Below are 23,410 nucleotides of genomic sequence, written 5' to 3'. Positions count from 1 at the left end.
TAGCCATTACATTTGTTAATAAAATAAATGTATCATTCGCTTTTATTTACTTTTAATCACTAATATAAGCTATGTATGCCGAGTTTAAAGGGGGTGAGTAGTAGAGTTTTTTTGTAAACAAATGTGTTTTAATCCAAATACAAAAACCCCACGTTAAGCTTTACCTAACGCGGGGTTTTGATACTCGCGAATTTTACAGCTAATTCAAGCTATAAATTTAATATTAAAGAGATAATTCTTCTTTAGCACGCGTTAAGTTATGCGTTACAAGTGAGTTTTTAGAAATTTGAACCGCTTCATATAAATCAGAAATACCAGCTGTATCTTTTTGAGCCTTAATACGCGCTACACCACGGTTACTTAATGCAAACGATGTAAGTTCACGTACTTTTAAACGCGGACCATGGCTTTGCTTAAGTAATGCAATTGCTTGTGTACAAATAGCTTCTGCTTCTTCGTAGTTTCTTGATTCAACATTTAAAGCACAGCTATTAAATGATTTTTCAAATGCTGGGGCTGCTGTTACTGAGTCTTCAATAACCATTAATTTATAGTCACCTTGTTTAGCCATTGCAGCAGCTGAGCAAGTTAATAATGAGCCAAGAGCGATGGTTTTTAAAAGTGTAAATTTCATGATTATATTCCTAATTAGTTAAGTCGTACTTGTTGCCGACAACTTAACTTTAGAGTGTTAGCTCAATTACCACAAACGATAAAAACAAACCTAATAAGTGAATAAATCTAACCTATAGACTTTAGTCTAACACAAACAAAAATACCCAGAAATTACAATAAGTTAAAAACCATAAAAATCACTAAATAATAAATAATAAATAATAAATAACAGAATACAGTTTTATTATTTTTTAATAATACCAATTCGCTTAATTAAGTGATCTATTTTGAGGATGAAAAAACGTGTTGATAGCTAGGCAAAAAATTCGCTATTTTGTTGTTCTAAATGAGAATTTTTTAACGCAGGTAGCGACACGTTTAGCCCCGCAAAATGATTAAGTATTATTGCGGGTTGGTATAACACAATACAAAGTTAATAAGCACGAAAAAGCCGATGTTGAGGTTTAACCCAACATCGGCTTTTTTACTCTCGCTATTTTATATCATGCTTTAGTAAGCGCTTTATAAAACACGTTATAAAGGTTTTTTATAACGATAATTCTTCTTTAGCGCGAGTTAAGTTGTGCGATACCATCGTGCTGTTAGACAATTTTGATGCTTCGTATAAATCAGCAAGTGCAGCAGTGTCGTTATGCGCTTTTAAACGTGCAACACCACGGTTGCTTAATGCGAATGACGTAAGTTGGCGTACTTTAAATTTAGGGCCATCTGCGTCTTTTAAAAGTGCGATTGCTTTAGTACAAATTTCTTCCGCTTGCGCATAATTTTTTGACTTAACATTCAGTGCGCAGCTATTAAATGATTGCTCAAGTGGCTGTGGCGCTGTTGCAGTTTCAATAACCATTAATTTGTAATCACTTGCATCAGCTACTGCAGCAGCTGAACATGTTAATAGTGAGCTAAGAGCGATAGTTTTGATAAGTGTTTTCATGGTTATATTCCTGATTAGTTAAGCCGTGCTTGTTGCCGACAACTGAACTTTAGAGAATTAACACAACCCCGACAAACGATTAAAACAAACCTAATAAGTGAGAAAAATTAACCTATAGACCTTAGTCTAATACGTTTAAACTTTTTCTATATATTTAAATAACTTACGCATCATCTTACGTGCCTAAAATCGCTACTTTACGTTTTAAAATGTATATAATTATTTATGCCTTTTTTTAGTTGGTTTTATTTTAAACACCTTACTTTGGCATAGCTGAGTAACAATCAAACAAATTTATACATTTAATTACATGCAATACTAAGTTATGTATTTATAATTGCAGCTCTGGTAACTTTTCATCATTAACGGATTAACTTTTTTGAAACACACACTTCCTCTTTTTGTTTTATTAAGCACGCTTTTATCATTTAGCCAAAATGCTAACGCAAGGCTTTTGCTCGGTAACAACATGCCTAACACCGGTATGTTTATAAAGTCAGAATTTAATGGCGATAGCAGCATTACATCTGCGGGTGTAGAAATGATGGTTAAGCAAAATTACAGTAACTTTGGTGTTGTTTTTACAAGCGCAATTGGCGCGGCAGTAATCGATAATAAACAAGGCGAGCAAGAAGAGTTTATAACTTGGGACAACGGAATGAAGCTTGGTTATTTTAATGACTTTTTTATATACGCCGAGCTTGGCTTAGATCTGTTCGAACTCGCCTTTAAAAACGATAGAGGCGATAACACCTACCAAATAGAAAAATCGAACAACGACATAGACGGCTACGCAGGTATAGGAGCGGGTTATCATTTTAAGCCATTTAAAATAGAAGTATTTACTCGAGCACGCCAAATAGATGGCGACTACTGGGAAGCACAAGAACATATTTACAGCGGTGTGCAACTCAGCTTTACCTTTTAATTGCCCTTTTGTTTTATAAGAAAAATAAAAAGCGTGTGAAATACAGCTATTTCACACGCTTTTTTAAAAATTACATTTAACAGGTTTAGTCTAACCGATTTATATTTAACGGATAGTTTTGGCTACTTTACCAATACTCAAACCCTGAATTAAAATAGAAAACACCACAACCGCATAAGTCAGAGCCAACAAAATATCGCGCTCGTTCCCATCAGGTAATTGCAATACCAGAGCAACCGAAATACCACCACGCAAGCCACCCCAGGTTAAAACTTTCCATGCGCCAGATGGCAACTCTAATTGCTTATTAAATGTAGTGGTTGTTATACCCACAACGATTAAACGTGCGAGTAATGCTATTAAAATAGTTAAGCCACCAGCAATAAACAAATTACTCGAAAATGCAATCATAACTACTTCAAGCCCTATGAGTACAAATAAAATGGCATTTAAAATTTCGTCAATTAGCTCCCAAAACAAATCAACGTAATGGCGTGTTTTGTCGCTCATAGCCATACTACGACCATGATTGCCCACCATTAACCCCATCATTACCATTGCAAGTGGGCCCGACAAATGCCAATGGCTAGCAAGTGCATAGCCACCAATAACGCCCGCTAAAGTAAGTAGTACTTCTTCTTGGTAACTATCAATACTTTTGAGTAAGTAATATAAAATACCACCTAATACCAAACCAAAAACAATACCGCCACCGGCTTCAACCGCCAGCGTGTGCGCTACATAATAAGTTGTAGGAATATCACCACTTGATAAAACACCCAATAAAAGCACAAAAATAACCACGCCTATACCATCGTTAAACAACGATTCACCCGCAATCACGGTTTCAATACTTTTAGGCGCACCCGCAGATTGTAAAATACCCATTACCGCAATCGGATCGGTTGGCGAAATTAATGCGCCAAACAGTAAACACCAAATAAACGCTAAATCAAAACCAAGCAAAGGAAGTACTAAATAAAGCGCGCCTGCAATAATAACCGTAGATAGCAACGTACCAACGCAGGCCAAAATACCTATTGGTAATTTATAGCGTCTTAAATCGCTAACATTTACGTGCAGCGCCCCTGCAAAAAGCAGCATAGAGAGCATGCCATCAAGCAAAACTTCAGTAAAATCTAACTGATCGAGCAAGCTCACTTCGTAATCTATAAGATCATCAAACCCTAAAAAGCCCAAAAATATAGCGCCGATAGATAAAAGCATCGAAATAACCATTACGCCAATGGTTGTTGGCAACCCAATAAAGCGATGGTTTACATAGGTGAGTAACGCGGTAATTGATAAAAATATCGCACTTATTTCAAGTACGCTTAGGCTGGTTCCTGGTGCCATGGTTTAAATCTCAATATTTATTTAATGATGCCTTGCTCATAATAAGCAAAGCAGAAAGGTTATTATTTTTTATACGGTTATCTCATATTATATTCGTGTAGCCTAAACAAGCATACCCAAAATATTAATTATAAATACACACCCTACTCTATTAACGTATTTAAAGTATTAACTCACGCGTTAAATAAAACAAAAAAGCCCATGTTAGGAATTAACCTAACATGGGCTTTTTTACTCTCGCTATTTTATAACATGCTTTTGGTAAGCACTTTATAAAGTGTTTATAAAGAAAGCTCTTCTTTAGCGCGAGTTAAGTTGTGCGATACCATTGTACTTGTAGACATTTCATTTGCTTCGTATAAATCAGCAAGGCCTGCAGTGTCGTTATTCGCTTTTAAACGTGCAACACCACGGTTGCTTAATGCAAACGATGTAAGTTGGCGTACTTTAAATTTAGGGCCATCTGCGTCTTTTAAAAGCGCGATTGCTTTAGTACAAATTGCTTCAGCTTCAGCGTAATTTTTTGACTTAACATTCAGTGCGCAGCTATTAAATGATTGCTCAAGTGGCTGTGGCGCTGTTGCAGTTTCAATAACCATTAATTTGTAATCACTTTGCTCAGCCATTGCAGCAGCTGAACATGTAAGTAGTGAGCTAAGAGCGATAGTTTTGATAAGAGTAAGTTTCATGGTCGTAGTCCTGTTGGTTAAGCCGTGCTTGTTGCCGACAACTGAACTTTAGAGAATTAACACAAAAACGACAAACGATTAAAACAAACCTAATAAGTGAATAAATCTAATCTATAGACTTTAGTCTAATGCATTGCATAAAGCTGATGCTCGCTTTACGCAACACAATTCAAATATCTATGGTTTAACACAAAAGTTGATTACAATATGGACGATTATTCTACCTTCCGTACTTCCATCTATCTCAACATAATTGTGCCCCACTTTAAGTACTGATTTATCTGTGTACATACGAGTTAGATCTCTAAAGGCATCAAAATTTTTCTGATATTTGTCCCAAAAACTATCGAAATTATTAACTTTTGCATAGGTGATTAAAAAGTCGAATGGGTTACCTTGTGTATTATAGTTATTTATAAGCTTGTCATAGTGAGTTTTAATTGTCTTTTTTACTACACTGTTCAAGCACATGGCTTCTATAAGTGTAGCTTGTTGACCAAATTGATTCATCATGACTAAATCACGTTCACCCACACCCACTCCACTACCACTGAAACCACCCCTTGACTGATCTTTTATAGAATAGCCACTCGAAGTAAGAGATTCTCTCAACCTATCATTTATATCGTCTTCTTTTTCATTCATTATTTTAGAGCTAAAGTCAGTAAGTCTAAGAAGAACGTTTATAATGACATGACTTAAGCTCTGGATACTGTAAGAAAGCTCAGGTGTTTTATATAACCCAAGAAGTTGATCTACTTCAACATCAATATCATCAACCTCCCCAGTTTCAGGATAATTGACTTCAACTTCAATAGTCTTTTTTCCTTTTTTATGAGCACGTTCAACTTTTTCGTAAGCCACATAACCTATAGGCGTTATAAAGTTATTACCATAGATCGTTATCTCTTCTTTGTAAGGGAGTGCATTATTCTCATTTGCTTGTACTTGTGAATGTTCTATCTTTTTTAAATTTGATCGCAGCCATTGCAATAATGCTCTCGCATCTTCATCTCTTGTTGATAAATAAACATCGATACATTGATTGGGTTCATCCGAAATAATTACACCTTGGCATTCACCGTGGGCCAAAAATAGTCCATGCCTCCAATACTTAGTTGTGTTCTCGTCAACATATGAATGCATTCGGACTATAAGTTGAGGTAATACATTTGATTTTAATAAACCAACCCTATGATAATTAAACCTTATATTTAATCCTTGTTTATAACGCGTTTTGTCAAATTCAGGCATTACAGAAGGAAGTCTCATTGGTATTAACAAGTCAGAGCTTGATGATAAACGAAAGCCTAATTCGAACTTAATTAATAAATCAATAAGCCATTGCTGCTGGGGATGTGAATAACCTTCTTTTAAAATTTCACTTATGGCTTCCTCGGTATATAGCCCGGGATTTTTGGCGGGGCTTCTGACTATTTTATAAACTGCGTTTGTCACCCATTCAGGCTTCAATATCTGCGTAAGTTTTAACCTAAAGTCATTTGGGTAAGCAATAACAGTTCCTATACTGTTTAAAATTTTAAGTAATGCAGTTTGCAAAGGAGAACCCAGTACACCTGCTTTTTGACACTCATTCTCATAAATGTTTTTTTCAATAACATTATGTGTTTCTTTAAATGTCTCCATGGCACTTTTTACAATGTGCCAACTTTCAGGTATCTGCCTCTCAATACCAGGTAGTTTTGGTAGCTGTCTTGAAATAGACTGATTTAACTTATCTATTGAATCACCTATTTTGAACTTAACATCCTCAGATAGAGAATTTAAATTGCACGCACTTGTATAAATTACATTAACCACCTGAAAAGTATTTTGATACCTTTGCAGATCAAACTGATAGTTCAAATTTTGGTCGCAATGATTTACTACTACAATTATAGGAGAATTTTCACTATAACTCTTAATTGTATTAAACCAATGTAAATCTCTGGCTTGGTTATCTTCTTTTTGAGCATCTATAACGTAAAGGTATAGGCTGCGTTCGGTCAAAAAAAACTGATGAGTTTGATGAGTAAGCTCTTGCCCTGCAAAATCCCAAATATGAGCTTTGTATTCATTAAAATCTAAACTCGATATATCAATTCCCTGTGTAGAAGTCTGGTTCTCATTATGTTGATTACCAAGCAGCCTATTTATAATTGATGTTTTGCCAACTCTCTCATCACCAACAACTAAGACCTTTGCCTGTTTCAATGGGGAGGATTTACTGTTTTGAATTGCTAGTAATGTTTGTATCTTCTCTTTAGGGTTAAGCTCGTGAAAAGAAAGATCTGGTATAGGTAACAAATTATCTTCAATATCAAACATAAACAGACTTTCTAATTTTAATAAACTATCTGGTAACTTTTTAATTCTATTACTTGAAAGTTTTAAAAACTCTAACCCCTCAGAATATCCGATTACCTCAGGTATAGCATTTATACTGTTATTGTTAGCCACTAAAATAGCTAAGCTTTTTAGTTCGAGAATTTCAGTGGGTAATGCTGATAAACGATTAAAGCTTATATCCAGTACAGTAATTTTTTTCAGTACAGCTATATCAGGGGGGATTACTTCAATACAATTAGTATTTAAATCTAAATGCTCCAAATTTATCAAGTTGAAAATTATTTTAGGAAAAATAGAAAACTTATTTTTTTCTAACGTTAGGCTTTTTAAATTTATTAGATTTGATATATTCTTCGGTAATTCACATATTTGATTATTTGAAATATCTAAATGTTCTAATAAACCTAAATTACAAATATTTTCTGAAATTTCTTTTAGCTGTAGATTAATGAGCCTTAAAATTGTTAACCCTGTAATTGAAAAAACTTCGTCTGGAACATCCTTAAGATTAAAACCTTCTAAATGTAAAACCTTTAAATATTTACACTTCAATATTAAATCCCAGTCTAAATTGGATTCTTCATTAGACTTTAATATTAAACCAGTAAGCTCACCTTTATTATTAACTGAAAAAGCACCGTCCTTATCGTCAATGGGAAAATTTGTGTACTCATAATCATAGGCTTTTGTAGAATCGCTTAATTGAAATAAACTTTGCACCAAAGGTAAAAAATCTTTTTTAATTTTTGGTAAATTATCTTTAGTATTTAATTCATCGGTCATATTTTTGCTGTCCTTAGTTTTCGTATTTTGAATATACCAGAACATGAAAAAAGAAACTAATAGGTTAATCTTTTGCTTACGACGTACCCATAAGCCAACACATTTCTCAGCCAAACCTATAAACTCCCTCGCCCATATGCCATAATCTAAATAATTCATTATTTTAGTAACTTGGCGCGCATTTAGGCGTTTTTAAGTTAACTACTCAGGGTTATCAGCATGGCATATCAAGAGCAAAATCAAGCAACAATCTATTGGCACGACTATGAGACGTGGGGGGCGAGCCCTCAAAAGGATAAGCCGAGCCAATTTGCCGGTGTTCGTACCGATCTTGATTTAAATATTATTGGCGAGCCGCTTATTGAATATTGTAAGCCGCAAGCGGATTACTTACCTCACCCTGAGGCGTGTTTAATTACGGGTATTACGCCACAAGTGGCGATGAAAAAAGGCTTGGTTGAGGCTGAGTTTATAGCAAAAATTCATGCCGAATTTAGCGTACCAAACACCTGTGTTGCCGGTTACAACAGTATTCGGTTTGATGACGAAGTAAGCCGTTATAGCTTTTACCGTAATTTTTACGACCCATACGAGCGCGAATACAAAAATAACAATAGCCGATGGGATATTATTGATTTAGTACGTGCTTGTTATGCGCTACGCCCTGAAGGGATTGAATGGCCGTTAAAAGAAGATGGCAGCCCAAGCTTTAAGCTAGAGCATTTAACCGTAGCCAATGGTATTGAACACGCCGCGGCGCACGATGCGCTAAGCGATGTAACCGCCACTATTGCACTGGCTAAGCTAATAAAAGAAAAGCAACCAAAGCTGTATAACTTCTTTTTTGGTTTGCGTGGCAAAAAAGCCCTTGCAGAATTGGTTGATGTTTTTAACATGACGCCGCTGGTGCATACCACGTCGCGCATACCTGCAACACAAGGCTGTACAAGCTGGGTTGCACCAATGAGCTTTCATCCGGTTAATAAAAACGCGGTTATTTGTTTTGATTTAACCCAAAACCCGCAAGTACTCATTGATTTAAACGTAGAAGAGTTACGCAAACGTTTATACACCAAACGTGTAGATTTAGCCGAGGACGATTTACCTGTTGGCTTAAAACTAGTGCATTTAAACAAGTGCCCTATTTTAGCCCCAGCTAAAACATTATTGCCTGAAAACGCCGCCCGCCTTGGGATTGACCGCGAGCAGTGCTTAGCTAATTTAGCTATTTTAAAAGCCAATACCGACCTTCGCGATAAAGTAACCGAAGTGTTTAACGAGCAAGGCGATTACAGCGCAACCACTAACGTTGACTACTTACTTTACGATGGGTTTACAAGCCATGCTGATAAAGCTAAATTTGCGATTATTCGTGATGCAAAACCAGATGAATTGGCTGGGTTGAAGTTAGACTTTGAAGATAAAAAGTTTAATACCTTGTTGTTTAGATACCGCGCCCGTAACTGGCCTGAAACGCTAAACCAGCAAGAGCTTGACCAATGGCGCCAGTATTGCCAAAACAAGTTAATGCACGGGGAAGATCAACCATCGATTAACGCGCAAGATTTTATGATCACCCTTGAAAACTTAGCGCATGAGCATGACGACAGCGAAAAAAATCTTACAATTTTAAAGGCGCTATATAACTACGCTCAAAGCATGTAATTTGGTTTAGACGTACTTATACAACGCATATAAAAGCGCGACGCTATAGTAATTTAAGCGCCGCGTTTTTTGTTTGAATTTTTATGGGCTTCGCCCATCACGCAAGCAAGCTTAGCGTCTACAAAACAGGCGTAAATTTATACTCCGGCGGTAAACGTAGAGCTTGCTCACGTGAAAAGCACAGCTTTTAATTACTTAAATAAAACTCTATTCACAAAGAGAAGCGAATGAGGAGTAAATAAGTAAACATAAAAACAATAATTTTTTAGATCTATCACTGCCTCTAAAAGCGCAGCGCCTCTAAACCTCTTTGTGAGTAAGTCACTTTTACGGGCTTTGCCCGTCACGCAAGCAAGCTTCGCGTCTACAAAGTAAAACTCATATCGACACTTTGGCGGTAGACGTCGAGCTTGCTCACGTGAAAAGCGCAGCTTTTAATTGCTTAAATAAAACTCTATTCACAAAGAGAAGCGAATGAGGAGTAAATGAGAAGACATAAAAACAATAATCTTTTGATCTATCACTGCCTCTAAAAGCGCAGCGCCTCATAACCTCATTGTGAATAAATCTTACGGGCTTTTCCCGTCACGCAAGCAAGCTTCGCGTCTACAAAGTAAAACTGATATCTACACTTTGACGTAGAGCTTGCTCACGTGAAAAGCACAGCTTTTAATTACTTAAATAAAACTCTATTCACAAAGAGAAGCGAATGAGAAATAAATAAGTAAACATAAAAGCAACAACCGTTTTAGACTTATTACGGCCTCTAAAAGCGCAGCGCCTCATAACCTCTTTGTGAATAAATTACTTTACGGGCTTTGCCCGTCACGCAAGCAGCTTCACGTCTATAAAAACAACCATAAATCTATATTTTGGGGTAAACGTAGAGCTTGCTCACGTGAAAAGCGCGGCTTTTAATTGCTTAAATAAAACTCCATTCACAAAGAGAAGCGAATAAGGAGTAAATGAGCAAACATAAAACCAACAATAATCTTTTTTATCTATCACTGCCTCTAAAAGCGCAGCGACTCATAACCTCTTTGTGAATAAATCACTTTACGGGCTTTGCTCGTCACGCAAGCAAGCTTGCAGTCTACATCGACATACTCAACGTAAACGTTATTTTTTATGCAGTGCTTCAATGCGTGCTAGTAAGCTTGAGGTGTCGTATCTGCCGCCGCCGAGAGCTTGTACGTCGGCGTAGTATTGATCGACTGTTGCGGTCATTGGTAAAGTAGCGCCGTTGTTTTTAGCTTCATCGAGTGCAATGCCTAAATCTTTACGCATCCAATCTACGGCAAAACCAAACTCGTATTCACCCGCCCACATTGTTTTATAACGGTTTTCCATTTGCCACGAACCGGCAGCACCTTTAGATATTGTTTCTATTACTTTTTCACCATCAAGCCCAGCTTGCTTGGCAAAATGTAAGCCTTCAGCTAAACCTTGCACTGCGCCAGCAATACAAATTTGATTAACCATTTTACAAAGTTGTCCCGAGCCAACGCCGCCTAGTAATTGGCTAAAACGACTAAATGCCGCCATAACTGGCTGCACTTTAGCAAATACGGCTTCGCTACCACCCGCCATAACTGTTAATACGCCGTTTTCGGCGCCAGCTTGTCCGCCCGATACAGGCGCATCTATAAAGTCGATATTTTGCAGAGCCGCTTTTGCAGCCACTTCGCGGGCTACTTCGGCAGAGGTTGTGGTGTGATCTACCAAAATAGTGTGCGGTAACATGCCCGCTAACACGCCATCGTCGCCATACACTACTGAGCGTAAATCGTCATCATTACCAACACACATAAATACGATGTCGGCATTATTGGCAGCTTCGCGCGGGGTTGGTGCAAAGCTTCCTGAATGTTCTGCAGTCCACGCTTGTGCTTTAGCTTGAGTGCGGTTATAAACGCATACGCTGTATCCTGCTTTTGCTAAATGCCCCGCCATTGGGTAACCCATTACGCCTAAACCTATAAATGCGACTTTCATTGACATAAAAATGACCTATTAAACTGATAACTTAGAAACTAGACCTCAATTATGTCAACCGGTCGATAAAAAAGCGAATGAAAGTCTTTATAAAATTTCCTTAGCGGGAAAGGTAAGTAGGTAACCTATGGACAGTATTTATCAATTTAATGCACCACTTTTTAACAGCGAAAATTTTTCTCTTAGCCAGTTACAGGGCAAAACCGTTCTTATTGTTAATACAGCGAGTAAGTGTAATTTTTCGGTGCAATTAAACGCGCTCGAAAAGCTCTATCAGCAATACAAAAGCAATGGTTTTACTGTACTTGCGTTTCCCTGTAACCAGTTTGGCCAAAATGAGCCGCTTGATAATTTAGCCATTAAAGACTTTTACCAAGAGCAATTTAATGTCTCGTTTGAGGTGTTTGGTAAGGTAATGGTAAACGGGCCAGAAACACATCCGTTGTTTAATTATTTAAAGTCGCATACGCGGGGTATTTCGCAAAATCGTGCAATTAAGTGGAATTTCACTAAGTTTTTAATTAACTCGCAAGGGCAACTTGTTGCACGCTATGCACCACGTACTAAGCCTGAAACACTTAAACAAGTAATAGAAAGCAACCTACTGCAAGCCGCAAAGTTAAGCGCTGCTAGAGGTGGTAAAAAAGTATCGTCAAAAATACCTTTGTTTACGTCGGCTAAGGCATAAATTAGGGCTTAATTTAAATCAATAAAATGCGTGTTACTAAAGCACAGGTTTATAAAGTAGTTTATTGTATTAGTAATAAATAATACTCCTTAAGCGTCGAGGCTATTACCATGAACATTGCTTTTTTTAGTACTCAAAAGTACGAACTGCCTTTTTTTGAACAAAGTACACGCGGTCACCGCGATATAAAAATAACGTATTTTGAACAAGCCCTGAGCGAACAAACGGCTATTTTAGCAAACGGGTTTGATGCCATATGCGTATTTGTTAACGACACTGTAAACGCCACTGTTATTGAACAATTGGCAAGCCAAGGCATAAATACTATTTTGCTACGTTGTGCAGGATTTAATAATGTTGATTTACCTGCAGCAAAAGCACATAAAATTAAAGTATTACGTGTTCCTGCTTACAGCCCTGAGGCCGTAGCCGAGCATTGTATTGCACTTATGCTAACGCTTAGCCGCAAAACGCATAAAGCGTATAACCGTGTACGCGAAGACAACTTTGATTTAAACGGATTACTAGGTTTTAACTTGCACAACAAAACCGTGGGTATTGTAGGTTGCGGTAAAATTGGCCTTGCGCTGTGCAGCATTTTAAATGGCTTTGGCGCTAAAGTATTAGTGTGCGACCCATACGCGCAACCTGGCAATTATACAATTACCGATATAGACACCTTACTTAGCCAAAGCGATGTGATCTCTTTACATTGCCCACTGAACGAGCAAACTCATCATTTAATAAATGATGAGGCATTTAGTAAAATGAAAACCGGCGTTATGTTAATTAATACTTCACGCGGTGCATTACTTGATAGTAGCGCGTGTATTAGCGCGCTTAAAACTAAAAAGCTAGGTTACCTGGGACTTGACGTTTACGAGCAAGAGTCGGAGCTATTTTTTAAAAACCACAGCGACGAAATAAATCAAGACGATATATTCTCGCGCTTAGTGAGTTTTAAAAATGTTTTAGTGACGGGTCATCAGGGCTTTTTTACGCAAGAAGCACTTACCGAAATAGCAAACACAACCGTATTTAACGCGCTTGAAGTAAGTGAAGGTAGGCCTCTAACTAATGAGGTTTTATAAAGACCTAAGCTATACCTAGATAACAGGCACAAAAAAAGCGAATAAGGTGAGCCCTATTCGCTTTTTTTGTTTAAAAATTCACTTTAAATAGAGCTTAACCAAACGCAACATTTGCAAATACCAAGGTCATTAATATTGGGCAAACAAAACGAATATACTGAGCAAACCAGTAATGTACGCCGGTTGTTGCTTGGTGTAATTTATTACCACGCTGCCACATCCACCCTACTGTAATAAAGTAAAACAAGCCCATAAGCGGCAATTGGTATTGAGTAAATAGCATAATAACTAAGCCAAATAACCAATCAAAATTTAGTATAATCGCGCTTGCACACACAAGTACAACGGCGCTTACCGCCCACGTTGCTTTGGTGCGGCTAACGTTGTGGTTTTCGACTAAAAACGCCACCGGAATCTCAGTTGTCGATATAGTTGACGTAACCGATGCGATAGACATTAATACAAAAAACAGTAAACCCACTAATAAACCAATTTCGCCCATGGTGCTAAATAGCGCAGGTAAAATAGCAAAAATAAGTTGCCCTTCGCCAATCAGTTTACCGCCACTAAATACCTCTACACCGTTATGCTGCGCCACATAAATAGCAGGAATAATAAGTAACCCCGCTAAAAAAGCAACGCTGGTATCGAGTAAGGCAACACCGGCTGTGAGCTTTGGTAAATTAGCATCTGGCTGTAAATACGATCCGTAAATCATCATACAACCCACACCTAACGAGAGCGAAAAGAACGCTTGCCCCATTGCGGCAATAATCAAATTAGGGTCGAGTATTTGGCTAAAATCAGGAATTAAATACGCGGCAAAGCCTTCACTTGCGCCATCGAGTGTTGCAATGTAGGCAATTAAACCAACAAGCAATACGAGTAGCAGTGGCATTAAACGGCGCGACCAGGTTTCGATTCCTGATTTAACCCCTTTTAAAATAATACTGGCGGTTAAAATAAGCATAAGCGGCGTAAATACAAAATTACGCAGCACTGAGTCGCTATGTAAAAATTCGCTTGCGCCTGTGAAACCTAAAAAGGTCGTTATGGGTTCAATAGCGTAGGAGAGCATCCACCCTGCTACTATTGAGTAAAAACTTAGCATAACAACCGCGCCCGCAAGACCAATATAACCTGCTGTTGCGCCTACTTTGCGGTTAGTGCTTTGCCATGCATCGCCCAATGCTTTTACCGGGTTAGCTTGTGCTTTGTGACCTAAATAAAGTTCGGTATACAGCGCAGGGAGCGCAAGTAAAAATATAACAATAAAATAAACCAGTAAAAAAGCGCCGCCGCCATGGTTGGCCGCTTGCGTAGGAAAACCCCAAATATTACCTAAACCCACTGCTGCGCCAGCAGCGGCTAAAACAAAACCAAGTCGGCTTTGAAACCCATCACGCACTTGTGCCATACATCTACAAATCTGTTATTATTTTGATTATTGTGAATTAAACCATATTTCATGCCAGCTGAGTAATAAAATTGTACCCAGCCTTTATTAGTGGCGTTAACCGCTCACAATATCAGCGACTTCTTTTGCTTTAGGGCTTTTATGACTGGACACTATTTTAAAAACGCCTTGAGTATTACTTCAACTCAATTGGCAAACTTGTCTTTAGCGAGTAACAGTATTTTATTATTTAATGCTAAAACACTTGAGCTTAGTGACTTTAATTTGCCCGATTGCTTAAGCCCATTTGAATTAACTATTATAAACCGCCGTAAAAGCCCGCCAGCTAAGCAAGAGTATTTAGCGACGCGGTTATTGTTAAAACACCTTATTAAAGTAGCGCAGCCGCAACATGCGCACGTGGCGCTTAATAAAATGAGTACCGAATTTGACGAGGCAAGCTCAAAGCTGCAAATACATGTAAGTGATGATGTTATTAATACCTGTATTTCGCACTCGCATGGTTTAGTTGGGGTAGCGCTAAATCTTGATAAAAGTGAGTTTGGTTTTGATATTGAAAAAGTAAGCCTAAAGCGCCCGTTTGAAAAGCTCGCTAAGCATTTTTACCATAATGATGAAATTACACTTATTACCGAGCCCACTAATACCCAAGCCCAAGCAGATACGTTTTTTAGAATTTGGACATTAAAAGAGTCACTTGCTAAAGCCACCAGCCGCCCTATTGCAAAATTACTTAGCCCTAATGTGTTTGACGAATTACATAGTGCAAAGCTGAGTGCTAGCAGTAATAACGTTACTGTAGTTGATAGTAGTAACAGCAATGTTTGTTTTGATGTGAGTGTGGTGCATAAAAAAAGCATCGACTGGCGATGCTTTTTATTAACCGACTTTGTTAAGTAATTTTGTTAAGTAACTTTACTAGGTGATTTTACTAGGTAACTTTACTAGGTGATTTTCCTGAATAACGATTACTTACGCAGCAAAATCATTTTCTAATAAACGGCTATGAATAGACTGTACTACGTTATCTGACTCAGTTTGCTCTACTAAAAAGCACAGGTTGTGCTTACTAGCACCGTGACAAATTAATCGAATGTTAAAGTCTTTTAGTACACTCATTAAGTTCATTTCGTGTTGGCGTAATTGAATCTCAGAGCCAATAAGTGCCACCAGTGTTAGGTTGTTTTCTACCGAAACATGGCAAAACTCTGCAAGCTTATCTAGGCATTCTTGATCGAGCTCTGGGCGCGATGCGTTCTGCGCGTTATCAAGGGTTATAGCTACGCTGATTTCTGATGTAGTTACCAAATCTACCGATATATTATATTCGCTTAATAGTGTAAATACGCGTGCTAAAAAGCCGCTTGCTAGGAGCATTTCTGGGCTTTTAAGCGTAAGCAATATTTGGTTTTTACGTTGCGTTACTGCGCGTATACCTGGTTGCTGCGATTTTTCGCGCTCAATCCATGTACCGCCACGCTCTGGCTCGCGGCTAGAGCCTACAAATACATTAATGTGGCTACGGCTCGCTGGTAAAATAGTTGCTGGGTGCAATACTTTTGCGCCAAAGGTCGCCATTTCAGCGGCTTCGTCAAAACTTAAACGAGCAATGGGTGTCGCTTTTGCGCATAAACGCGGGTCGGTGCTAAAAATACCCACTACGTCGGTCCAAATATGCACGCTTTTAGCGTTGATTGCTTCAGCTAATAATGCAGCGCTATAGTCAGAACCACCACGTCCAAGCGTTGTTGTTTGACCGTATTCGTCACTGCCAATAAAGCCCTGAGTCACAATTACTTGAGCGTCTAATAACGGGATTAAATGTTCTTTAGCGGCTTGCGCTGTGGCTGCAACATTTGGCGTTGCTTTACCAAATTGGCTGTCGGTTTTAAGCACCTTGCGCACATCAAAGCGATCGGCGTTTAAACCTTGTAAACGCAGCACTTGTGCAAACAAATACGACGACAAACGCTCACCAAAGCTAAGTAGCTCGTCGTGTTGCTGATCGGTTGTTAGTGACTCTTGAGCCAATGTTTGAAATGCTTTTAGGGTTTCGTTAAAGCCAACCGCTAAATCGGCATCTAGCGATAACTCATCTAAAATAGTTTGTTGAATAGCAAGCACACCGTTTATGTGTTCTTGGCGCTCACTTGAGGTAATACTTGGTTTGCACAGTGCAACTAAGTGGTTAGTTACGCCGGCACTAGCGCTCACGGCAACAATACGTACGCTTTTATCTGCAACAATAATTTCGCTACAGCGACTCATCGCTTCAAAGTTGGCAACACTGGTTCCGCCAAATTTGGCAACGATGTAATCTGATTTTGCGCTTAACTCTGTTTGAAGTACTGTTTGTGGCGCTGATTGGGTAGTCATTTAGTCTCCTTTCGCGGTATCCAAACCGCAATAAAACAAGAAGAACTTGGCAAAGGAATGCTTAAAGATAAGTCCACTGCCAGAAGCTCTCCACCTATATTGGTGACAGTTTTGAGGATTCAGCCCCATAAACCGAAAAACAATGACGACGTATCATTATTTTCCTCGGCGAGTACTTCCCTCCTTAATGATCATTGGCTTTCGTCGCCTAACATTAAGTACCTAAGTATCGCACCTCTTCTGAATGCTTTATTAACCAGTGGCTAATAAAACAAAACCCCACTAAGTAGCGGGGCTTTGAAAGTTATCGTTTAGACGTCTAGCTGTCAAGCATTTAATAATTTATGAGTTAAATAAAACTGCCCATGTAATAAGAGCCTGCATAACCTACGGTGTAGCAAATTAATAAATGCAGCGATAAACGCAAGTAGCTCATAAAGGTAAGCGCTTTAACTTTGCTCATGGCAATAATACCCGCAGCCGACCCAATGATAAGCATTGAACCGCCCACGCCCGTTGCATAAGTAAACGACAACCAGTGTTGTTGGCTCATTACTATATCGGCTTTTAATAAAGCAGCAGTAAGCGGTACGTTATCGACCCCTGCTGATAATATGCCCATTAAGTAGTTTGCGTACTCAGGTGCCATTACCGTGTATAGGTCGGTAAATTTACTTAGCATACCAATTTCTTTAAGTGCGCCTACAAGTAAAAGTACACCTACAAAAAACAATAATGTGTCGTATTCTATATCGCGAACAAAATCGATTATGTCTTTGTTTATGTCTTTTTTGCGCATTAAAAATTGCGCTACTAAAAACATCACTGATAAGCCAAACAAGAAGGTTAATAAAGGCGGTACGCTGTAAACTACACTCAGCATAAGTGTGCTCACTACGGTAGATAAAAATATAACAGCGATGGTAATGTCGGTTTTTTCAATGCGGGTTTTACCTGCACCAGCAAACTCAACACGCCCTTTCATACCGATAGATAGTAACGCGGCTAGCAGCATAACGCTTGCAAGTGCTGGCGCTATAAGTAGTAATAAATGAGCAATGGTTACTTTGCCATCTAAAAATATCATTAGTGTGGTTACGTCACCTGTTATTAGCGATACCCCACCTGAGTTAACCCCAAACACAATAAGCGTGGCGTATTTAATGAGCTTTTTAGGTTCAAGTTTTAACGACATAACAACCGCAAGCGATATAAGCGTAGCTGTTACGTTGTCTGAAATCGACGAAAACAAAAATGCAAAACCACCCACTAAAAACATGAGCTTTTTTTCGCTAATACTTTTTGGCATAACGCGGTGAACAATGTTTTCTATAAACCCCTTTGAATTTAAATACGCTACAAAGGTCATTGCAGCCATTAAAAATAACCATAACGAGGCAATTTCTAAAATATTTTCATTTAAAAGGTGTTGAATCGTATCGGGCCTTTGCCCGTGTAGAGGGTATATAAAAAGAAGAATCCAGCAAAGCGTACCAAAAAACAGCGTGGTTTTAGCTTTATTGACATGGATTATATCTTCTATAACGATCAGTAAAAATGCAATCGCTATCAGGGTTAGAATAATCGAGGAAACCATGGTAGTTAAACAACCTTTGATATAGTTTTAAAGAACACACAAATAACATTCCATTTCATGTGCCTATTTTCGGCGCGAATTTTAGCACTGCCTCTATGCAAAAACTATTATTAAATGGTCTTAAAAACGAATACTATATACAGACAAGGTTAATTAAAAATACGTAATAATGAGTCTTCTAAAAGAACTCAATAATAAAATACTAGGATGTTGTAACCTCTTATGATCCCAGCTAAAAAGCTGCTAAACACCATAACCGAACATTGGGGTGTATTAGAGCTATTATTTAAACGTTTTAAAATGGCTGACTTTAGCCTAAAAGACGTACAAAATGCGATTAAGCAAAAGCAGCCCACGTGGTCAAACGAACGCATTTATAAAGAAACAAATCGTTTGTTAAACCAAGATATTTTAATTCCACTGGCTAAATCCTCTCAGCTTGAAATAAATCGTGCCATTGCCGACTTTGCTACGTTTTTACTGCAAGAAGAGCATTTAGGTTTAGCGCAAGAAATTAGCGTATTAGTCGACGACCTTGCACGTTTAGGTAATCGCCTAGATAACGCTGGCGAAATAGAAGACTTTGACGATTTACGCCGCTACAGCCGCATTATGGATGATCGGGTGCGTAAAATAATGAAGCTATACGCACACAACGAAAACGCTATTTTAAATATTGTTGAACAAGCTAAATCTAATAATGCGGTGCAATCGCTGCAAAAGCGTTATAAAGCGGTAATAGAAGCGTTTGACGAATACATAGAGCCAATGCTTGAAATGGTTGATATTCGCGGTGAATTTCATGCATGTTTTACCCTCATTGAAGAGCAAATAAGTAAGCAAATACTGCACATTGAGCGCTCAGGTAAAGCGTACAACGACAAACGCATGCTTGAGCAATTACGTACCCGTATACTCGAAATGCATTTAGTGGGTCGAGAAAGCTTACGTAAAAGTGCCGACATGCTTATGCCGCTACGCGAAGAGTTACGCCGTAATAACTTAATTACTCGCCAAGCAGCCAAAGTACTTGGGCTTGTGCGCAAAAATGGCGTAGACAACATGCTAAGTGCTGTACAGCCACATTTTGTGAGCGACGCGCAGCGATATTCGCTTGGTCAGCAACGTCATATTGTGGCTTACATGGCAAGCTTGGTTGAATTTGAACACGAAGAATACCAATTGCCTGACCAGCAAGACGTGCCTGCATTTGTTACGCCTAATATTCCTGACTACAACGATGTTAAAACCAGCTTTGCTAAGCGCTTTAATAAAAAACGCAAAAAGCCGCAGCCCTTGCTGCAATTTTTAGACGAAAGCTACCCAAATCTCGATGCCGACGAAATGCTATTTTTGTATCAAAAATTAGTCAGCGACAGCGATATTAAAATAATTCAAAGCGATGAAAAAGCCCGCGTAAAAATTGCCGGTCAGCACTTTTCTTTATATCCATTTAATTCAGAGCCTCAGCCAGATTCAAAGGCAGGTAAATAAACCATGACACACATAAACTTAGACGAGCTAACCCACCTACAAGCCATTAATAAAAAATTAGTAGCGGGTTATCACATTTGCGAGCAAGACAACGTAATGTGGCAAGAGCTTGACCAACACATAGAAGACTACACCGCCCTATTTACCGCTTTAGGTAACGATTTAAAACGCGACAGCCGTGGCTTTTATTATTTTGGTAGCGACGAAAGCACACCCAATATGGGCAAAATATCTCGCGCTATCGCGCTCACTATTTACATTTTAATTGAGCACTACGCCAATACGGGTAAAGACCCAATGCGCGCATTGTTTGACGACGTAAACGATTTAGAGCTTATGCAAACGCTGGTGCAAATTAACAAACATTTGTTTGATCAGCTTGAGATATTTTCGGGATCTGATTTGCGCAAAGACGTTTACCTGCGCATGGTGCGCTTAGGTTTAGCCCGTGAAGTAGAAGGCGGCTTTATGCTACAAGCGCCAATTCACCGCTACATAGATGCACTCATGGAAGTAAACGAAGAAACCTACATTACAGAGGACGAGGAATGAAAAATCTATATGGACTAAGTAAACTCGCCCTACTTAACACTGCAGGCTATGCAAAATGTGTGATTCCGCTTGATAAAAGCAGCTCTATTTGCGCGCCCAATAACACAGGTAAAAGCTCAGTTATTAACGCCCTGCAGTTTCCGCTTATTAACGATTTGCGCTTAACAGAATGGGACGGACACGATTTAGATGAAACCCGTAAGTTTTATTTTTCATCCGATCAGTCGTACATTTTGCTCGAAGCTAACTTGCCTCATGGCTCGGTAGTAATAGGCGTTGCGGGACTTGGTAAAATTGCCGGTTACGCGCATCAGTACTTTTGTTATCAAGGAAAGCTTGATTTAGAGCAGTACACGCAAGGTAAAACTATTATTAAATTTACCAAGCTGTTCAACCATTTAAAATCGCTTAACTACAACCCTATTGAGCTTAAAGCACAAGAGCTAAACGCGCTACTGACTGGCGGTGCAACGCCTTTTGACGGCGACATTAACTTAAAAATGATCCCGCTTAACAATGTGCAAGACTCTTCTATTTATAAAGAAATATTTAGACGTATTCTTAACTTACACAAATTAGGCGCAAGCGACGTAAAACGCTTTATGCTACGCGTGTTTGAACGCCATATGTCAAACTCTAAGGTCGACTTTTATGAAGTATGGCGCCGCTCGTTTGATAAAGTAAATCGCTCAAAACGCGAATTAAAAGCCCTTGAGTCAATGCAAGAGCCAATAGCCGCGCTTGAATCAATGCTTGAAAACCAAACCGTGCTTAAAGGTAAATTAGCCGCATACGCACCTAAAATTGACCAAGCACTGATTGATTTTGATACCTATCAAGAATCGCAACTTAATGAGTTGGGCATTGCGCTTGAAGATATTGAGCACGAAAAACACGAGTTTGAGCAAAAGCAAAGCCTATACGTACAGCAATCGCGCGACATAGAGCGCAGACAAACACAAATTGAGCAGTGGTTTTTAGATTACGATGCGCTTAAAAGCGAATTTGAACTGGTAAATAAAGCCACTCTTAAAACCAGCCTGACTCAGTTAAAGCAAGATTACGAGTCGCTTTCGCACTCTATAACCAGCGCACAAGGGCAAAGCCTGCACACGCTTGACTACCGCATTAGCGAAACACAAAAACAAATTAAGAGCTTAAAGCTGCAACTTAAAAACCTTGAGTTTAATTTGTTTACCCGTATGCGCGAAGACCTCTCGTTAAAAGAAGTAGAAGAAATATCGCGCATTTTAAACCCAGATATTCTCTCGTTTGCGACCACCACTAATGGCGATATAACCATTGATGACGAAGACGCGTTTGGGGAGTTTTTATCGCTATTAAGTGAAAACGTTAAAGGCGGTGTATTAACGCTACCAGGTGCGAGCATTAATCTCAAAAAGCTCTCGCCTGTGCAAATGCAAAGCGGCGAAAACAAGGAGCAATTAACCGCTCAGCTAAATGCACTTGAGCATTCACTTAAAGAGTTTAAGCAACAACGCGATGTTGCAGCAAACGTTGCCGACAAGCAAAAAGAAAAAGACGCGCTATACGATGAGCTTATGAGCGCAGAGAGCGCCCTAAAACGCTTAGAGCAGTTTGATATAATGCAACAGTCGGTTGAAGCGCAAGCCATGCTAAAAGAGCAGTTATTAGCTGAGCGCGAACAAGTTGACGACTACCTGCAAGATATTCAAAAAAATAGTGGCTCAATTGCCGATCGTCGCTCGTTAATTAAATCAAAACAAGAGCAAATTAATCGCCAAACTGAGCGCTTACGCCAAGTTAAAAGCGAGCGAATTGACCACACGCTTGATTTGTACAGCGGCAAAGTGACCCCGTACATGATTGATATTGCGGTCGACTTTGATAACTTAAGCGATCTTGTTCATCACTTTAATAAAGACTGCCAAGAGCTGCGTAATTTTGACATAAACGTACGCAACACTTATTTGCATGTATATAACGCGGGTATTACTAAATTCGACAACGAAAATGACGAATACACTAAATACCAAAAGCTAATAAGCGCCTTTCATAATATTGATAACGAACGCGACGCTGTTGAACGCCAAGCACGCGTTGCGCTTACCGAAGTGGCCGCAACTATTAAAGGCTTGCGAGAAGACTTAGACCGCCTTCGCCGCGAAATGAATAGCTTTAATAAAGGCATAAGCCAGCACCGTATTTCAAACCTGCAAGCGTTTAAAATTAACGTCATACCGCGTAAAATGCTGGTTGATAGTATAGATACCATTATCAGCACGTCGCATCAGTTTGAGCAAGGTGACACACTTGATTTACTGAGCCAAGAACCGTACAGCGAAAGTGCGGTAAACGAAGCGAAAGATCACTTAATTAAACTCGCCTCAGATAAAGCGGGTTTAACGCTTACCGATTTATTTGATATTCGATTTGAAGTAGTTAACCGCGCAGGTGAAACAGAGCACTTTGAAAAAATAGATTCGGCGGGTTCAAACGGCACACGTATTACGATTAAGTTATTGTGTGGCATGTTGTTTATTCGTTACTTATTGAGTGACCAGGAACAAAACCTATACCGTATACCTATTTACATAGATGAAGCGGCCGACATTGACCCACAAAATCAAAAAGCAATTATAGAAACCGCACTAAGCTTTGGTTTTGTGCCTATATTTGCCTCAGTTAAACCACAAATAAGTTGTGACTACATTGTGCCTATTCGCTCGGTAAAAGACGGTGCACAAAACTGGGTAGATGAAAAAGATTGGATTGAAGTTGAACACAATTAATTGGCCGTTAAGGCAAACCAACTAAACTAAAATATAGGACGTTTAAATAATACACATTTAAACTATGTGTGTTATTTTAAATTAATGCA

Annotated in this window: 17 protein-coding genes and 1 riboswitch; of the genes, 8 read left to right on the top strand and 9 right to left on the bottom strand. The window is 38.8% G+C overall.

All coding sequences use genetic code 11. The features are described from left to right. Nucleotides 1-223: 223 nt before the first annotated feature. Both I6F44_RS12440 and I6F44_RS12435 read right to left on the bottom strand, forming a co-directional pair. Nucleotides 224-634, bottom strand: a complete 411-nt coding sequence (locus I6F44_RS12440) for a hypothetical protein (RefSeq protein ID WP_197173871.1) — start codon at nt 632-634, stop codon at nt 224-226. Nucleotides 635-1,162: 528 nt separating this feature from the next. Beyond that, nucleotides 1,163-1,567 (bottom strand): hypothetical protein, encoded by a 405-nt coding sequence (locus I6F44_RS12435; RefSeq protein ID WP_024600636.1) that lies wholly within the window; start codon nt 1,565-1,567, stop codon nt 1,163-1,165. Between the two features lie 379 nt (nt 1,568-1,946). Here I6F44_RS12435 and I6F44_RS12430 point away from each other — a divergent pair, with 379 nt between their 5' ends. Beyond that, on the top strand, nt 1,947-2,495 hold the full coding sequence (locus I6F44_RS12430; RefSeq protein ID WP_024600635.1) for a hypothetical protein: 549 nt from the start codon (nt 1,947-1,949) through the stop codon (nt 2,493-2,495). 105 nt (nt 2,496-2,600) lie between these two features. On the opposite strand, the gene I6F44_RS12425 is transcribed toward I6F44_RS12430, so the two are convergent. The 3 genes from I6F44_RS12425 to I6F44_RS12415 all read right to left on the bottom strand — a co-directional run bounded on the left by I6F44_RS12425 (nt 2,601) and on the right by I6F44_RS12415 (nt 7,831). Next, complete coding sequence (locus I6F44_RS12425; RefSeq protein WP_024590868.1) at nt 2,601-3,851, bottom strand: cation:proton antiporter; 1,251 nt, start codon at nt 3,849-3,851, stop codon at nt 2,601-2,603. 281 nt (nt 3,852-4,132) lie between these two features. Continuing rightward, nucleotides 4,133-4,540, bottom strand: coding sequence for a hypothetical protein (locus I6F44_RS12420; protein WP_197173870.1), 408 nt, complete (start codon nt 4,538-4,540; stop codon nt 4,133-4,135). Between the two features lie 177 nt (nt 4,541-4,717). Then, nucleotides 4,718-7,831 carry a COR domain-containing protein gene (locus I6F44_RS12415; protein ID WP_197173869.1) on the bottom strand — a complete coding sequence of 1,038 codons (3,114 nt, stop codon included), beginning with the start codon at nt 7,829-7,831 and terminating at the stop codon, nt 4,718-4,720. 60 nt (nt 7,832-7,891) lie between these two features. Between I6F44_RS12415 and sbcB the strand changes: the two genes are divergently transcribed. Continuing rightward, on the top strand, nt 7,892-9,337 hold the full coding sequence (sbcB, locus tag I6F44_RS12410) for an exodeoxyribonuclease I (RefSeq protein ID WP_197173868.1): 1,446 nt from the start codon (nt 7,892-7,894) through the stop codon (nt 9,335-9,337). 1,119 nt (nt 9,338-10,456) lie between these two features. Here the strand turns inward: sbcB and I6F44_RS12405 are convergent. Beyond that, nucleotides 10,457-11,338: an NAD(P)-dependent oxidoreductase gene (locus I6F44_RS12405; RefSeq protein ID WP_197173867.1), complete on the bottom strand. Its 882-nt coding sequence runs from the start codon at nt 11,336-11,338 to the stop codon at nt 10,457-10,459. Nucleotides 11,339-11,459: 121 nt separating this feature from the next. Here I6F44_RS12405 and I6F44_RS12400 point away from each other — a divergent pair, with 121 nt between their 5' ends. Together I6F44_RS12400 and I6F44_RS12395 are read left to right on the top strand one after the other, a co-directional pair. Beyond that, a complete protein-coding gene (locus I6F44_RS12400) occupies nt 11,460-12,020 on the top strand; it encodes a glutathione peroxidase (RefSeq protein WP_007581908.1) in 561 nt (186 codons plus the stop codon). Between the two features lie 110 nt (nt 12,021-12,130). Further along, nucleotides 12,131-13,111 (top strand): 2-hydroxyacid dehydrogenase, encoded by a 981-nt coding sequence (locus tag I6F44_RS12395; protein WP_197173866.1) that lies wholly within the window; start codon nt 12,131-12,133, stop codon nt 13,109-13,111. Between the two features lie 94 nt (nt 13,112-13,205). On the opposite strand, the gene I6F44_RS12390 is transcribed toward I6F44_RS12395, so the two are convergent. Beyond that, complete coding sequence (locus I6F44_RS12390) at nt 13,206-14,528, bottom strand: sodium-dependent transporter (protein WP_170070698.1); 1,323 nt, start codon at nt 14,526-14,528, stop codon at nt 13,206-13,208. Between the two features lie 141 nt (nt 14,529-14,669). Here I6F44_RS12390 and I6F44_RS12385 point away from each other — a divergent pair, with 141 nt between their 5' ends. Beyond that, nucleotides 14,670-15,428 carry a 4'-phosphopantetheinyl transferase family protein gene (locus tag I6F44_RS12385; protein WP_197173865.1) on the top strand — a complete coding sequence of 253 codons (759 nt, stop codon included), beginning with the start codon at nt 14,670-14,672 and terminating at the stop codon, nt 15,426-15,428. Nucleotides 15,429-15,500: 72 nt separating this feature from the next. Here I6F44_RS12385 and lysC read toward each other — a convergent pair whose 3' ends face one another. Together lysC and nhaD are read right to left on the bottom strand one after the other, a co-directional pair. Next, nucleotides 15,501-16,904 carry a lysine-sensitive aspartokinase 3 gene (lysC, locus tag I6F44_RS12380; RefSeq protein WP_169060332.1) on the bottom strand — a complete coding sequence of 468 codons (1,404 nt, stop codon included), beginning with the start codon at nt 16,902-16,904 and terminating at the stop codon, nt 15,501-15,503. A 75-nt stretch (nt 16,905-16,979) separates the two neighbouring features. Further along, a riboswitch (Lysine riboswitch) is annotated at nt 16,980-17,152 on the bottom strand. Nucleotides 17,153-17,253: 101 nt separating this feature from the next. Beyond that, on the bottom strand, nt 17,254-18,501 hold the full coding sequence (gene nhaD / locus I6F44_RS12375; protein WP_197173864.1) for a sodium:proton antiporter NhaD: 1,248 nt from the start codon (nt 18,499-18,501) through the stop codon (nt 17,254-17,256). A gap of 222 nt (nt 18,502-18,723) precedes the next feature. Here nhaD and I6F44_RS12370 point away from each other — a divergent pair, with 222 nt between their 5' ends. Genes I6F44_RS12370 through I6F44_RS12360 form a run of 3 tightly spaced genes read left to right on the top strand, consistent with a single transcriptional unit; the run spans nt 18,724 to nt 23,321 of the window. Beyond that, nucleotides 18,724-19,995, top strand: a complete 1,272-nt coding sequence (locus tag I6F44_RS12370) for a hypothetical protein (protein ID WP_165728259.1) — start codon at nt 18,724-18,726, stop codon at nt 19,993-19,995. A 3-nt stretch (nt 19,996-19,998) separates the two neighbouring features. Further along, on the top strand, nt 19,999-20,547 hold the full coding sequence (locus I6F44_RS12365) for a condensin complex protein MksE (RefSeq protein ID WP_010553432.1): 549 nt from the start codon (nt 19,999-20,001) through the stop codon (nt 20,545-20,547). Further along, complete coding sequence (locus I6F44_RS12360; protein WP_197173863.1) at nt 20,544-23,321, top strand: ATPase; 2,778 nt, start codon at nt 20,544-20,546, stop codon at nt 23,319-23,321. Before I6F44_RS12365 ends, I6F44_RS12360 begins: the two co-directional genes overlap by 4 nt. The last annotated feature ends 89 nt before the right edge of the window (nt 23,322-23,410 follow it).

It is taken from the genome of Pseudoalteromonas sp. NZS11_1, from assembly GCF_015864275.1.
In the GTDB taxonomy this organism is placed as follows: domain Bacteria; phylum Pseudomonadota; class Gammaproteobacteria; order Enterobacterales; family Alteromonadaceae; genus Pseudoalteromonas; species Pseudoalteromonas arctica.
Note: the sequence above shows the minus strand (reverse complement) of the source record. Positions and strands in the feature narration are given on the sequence as shown.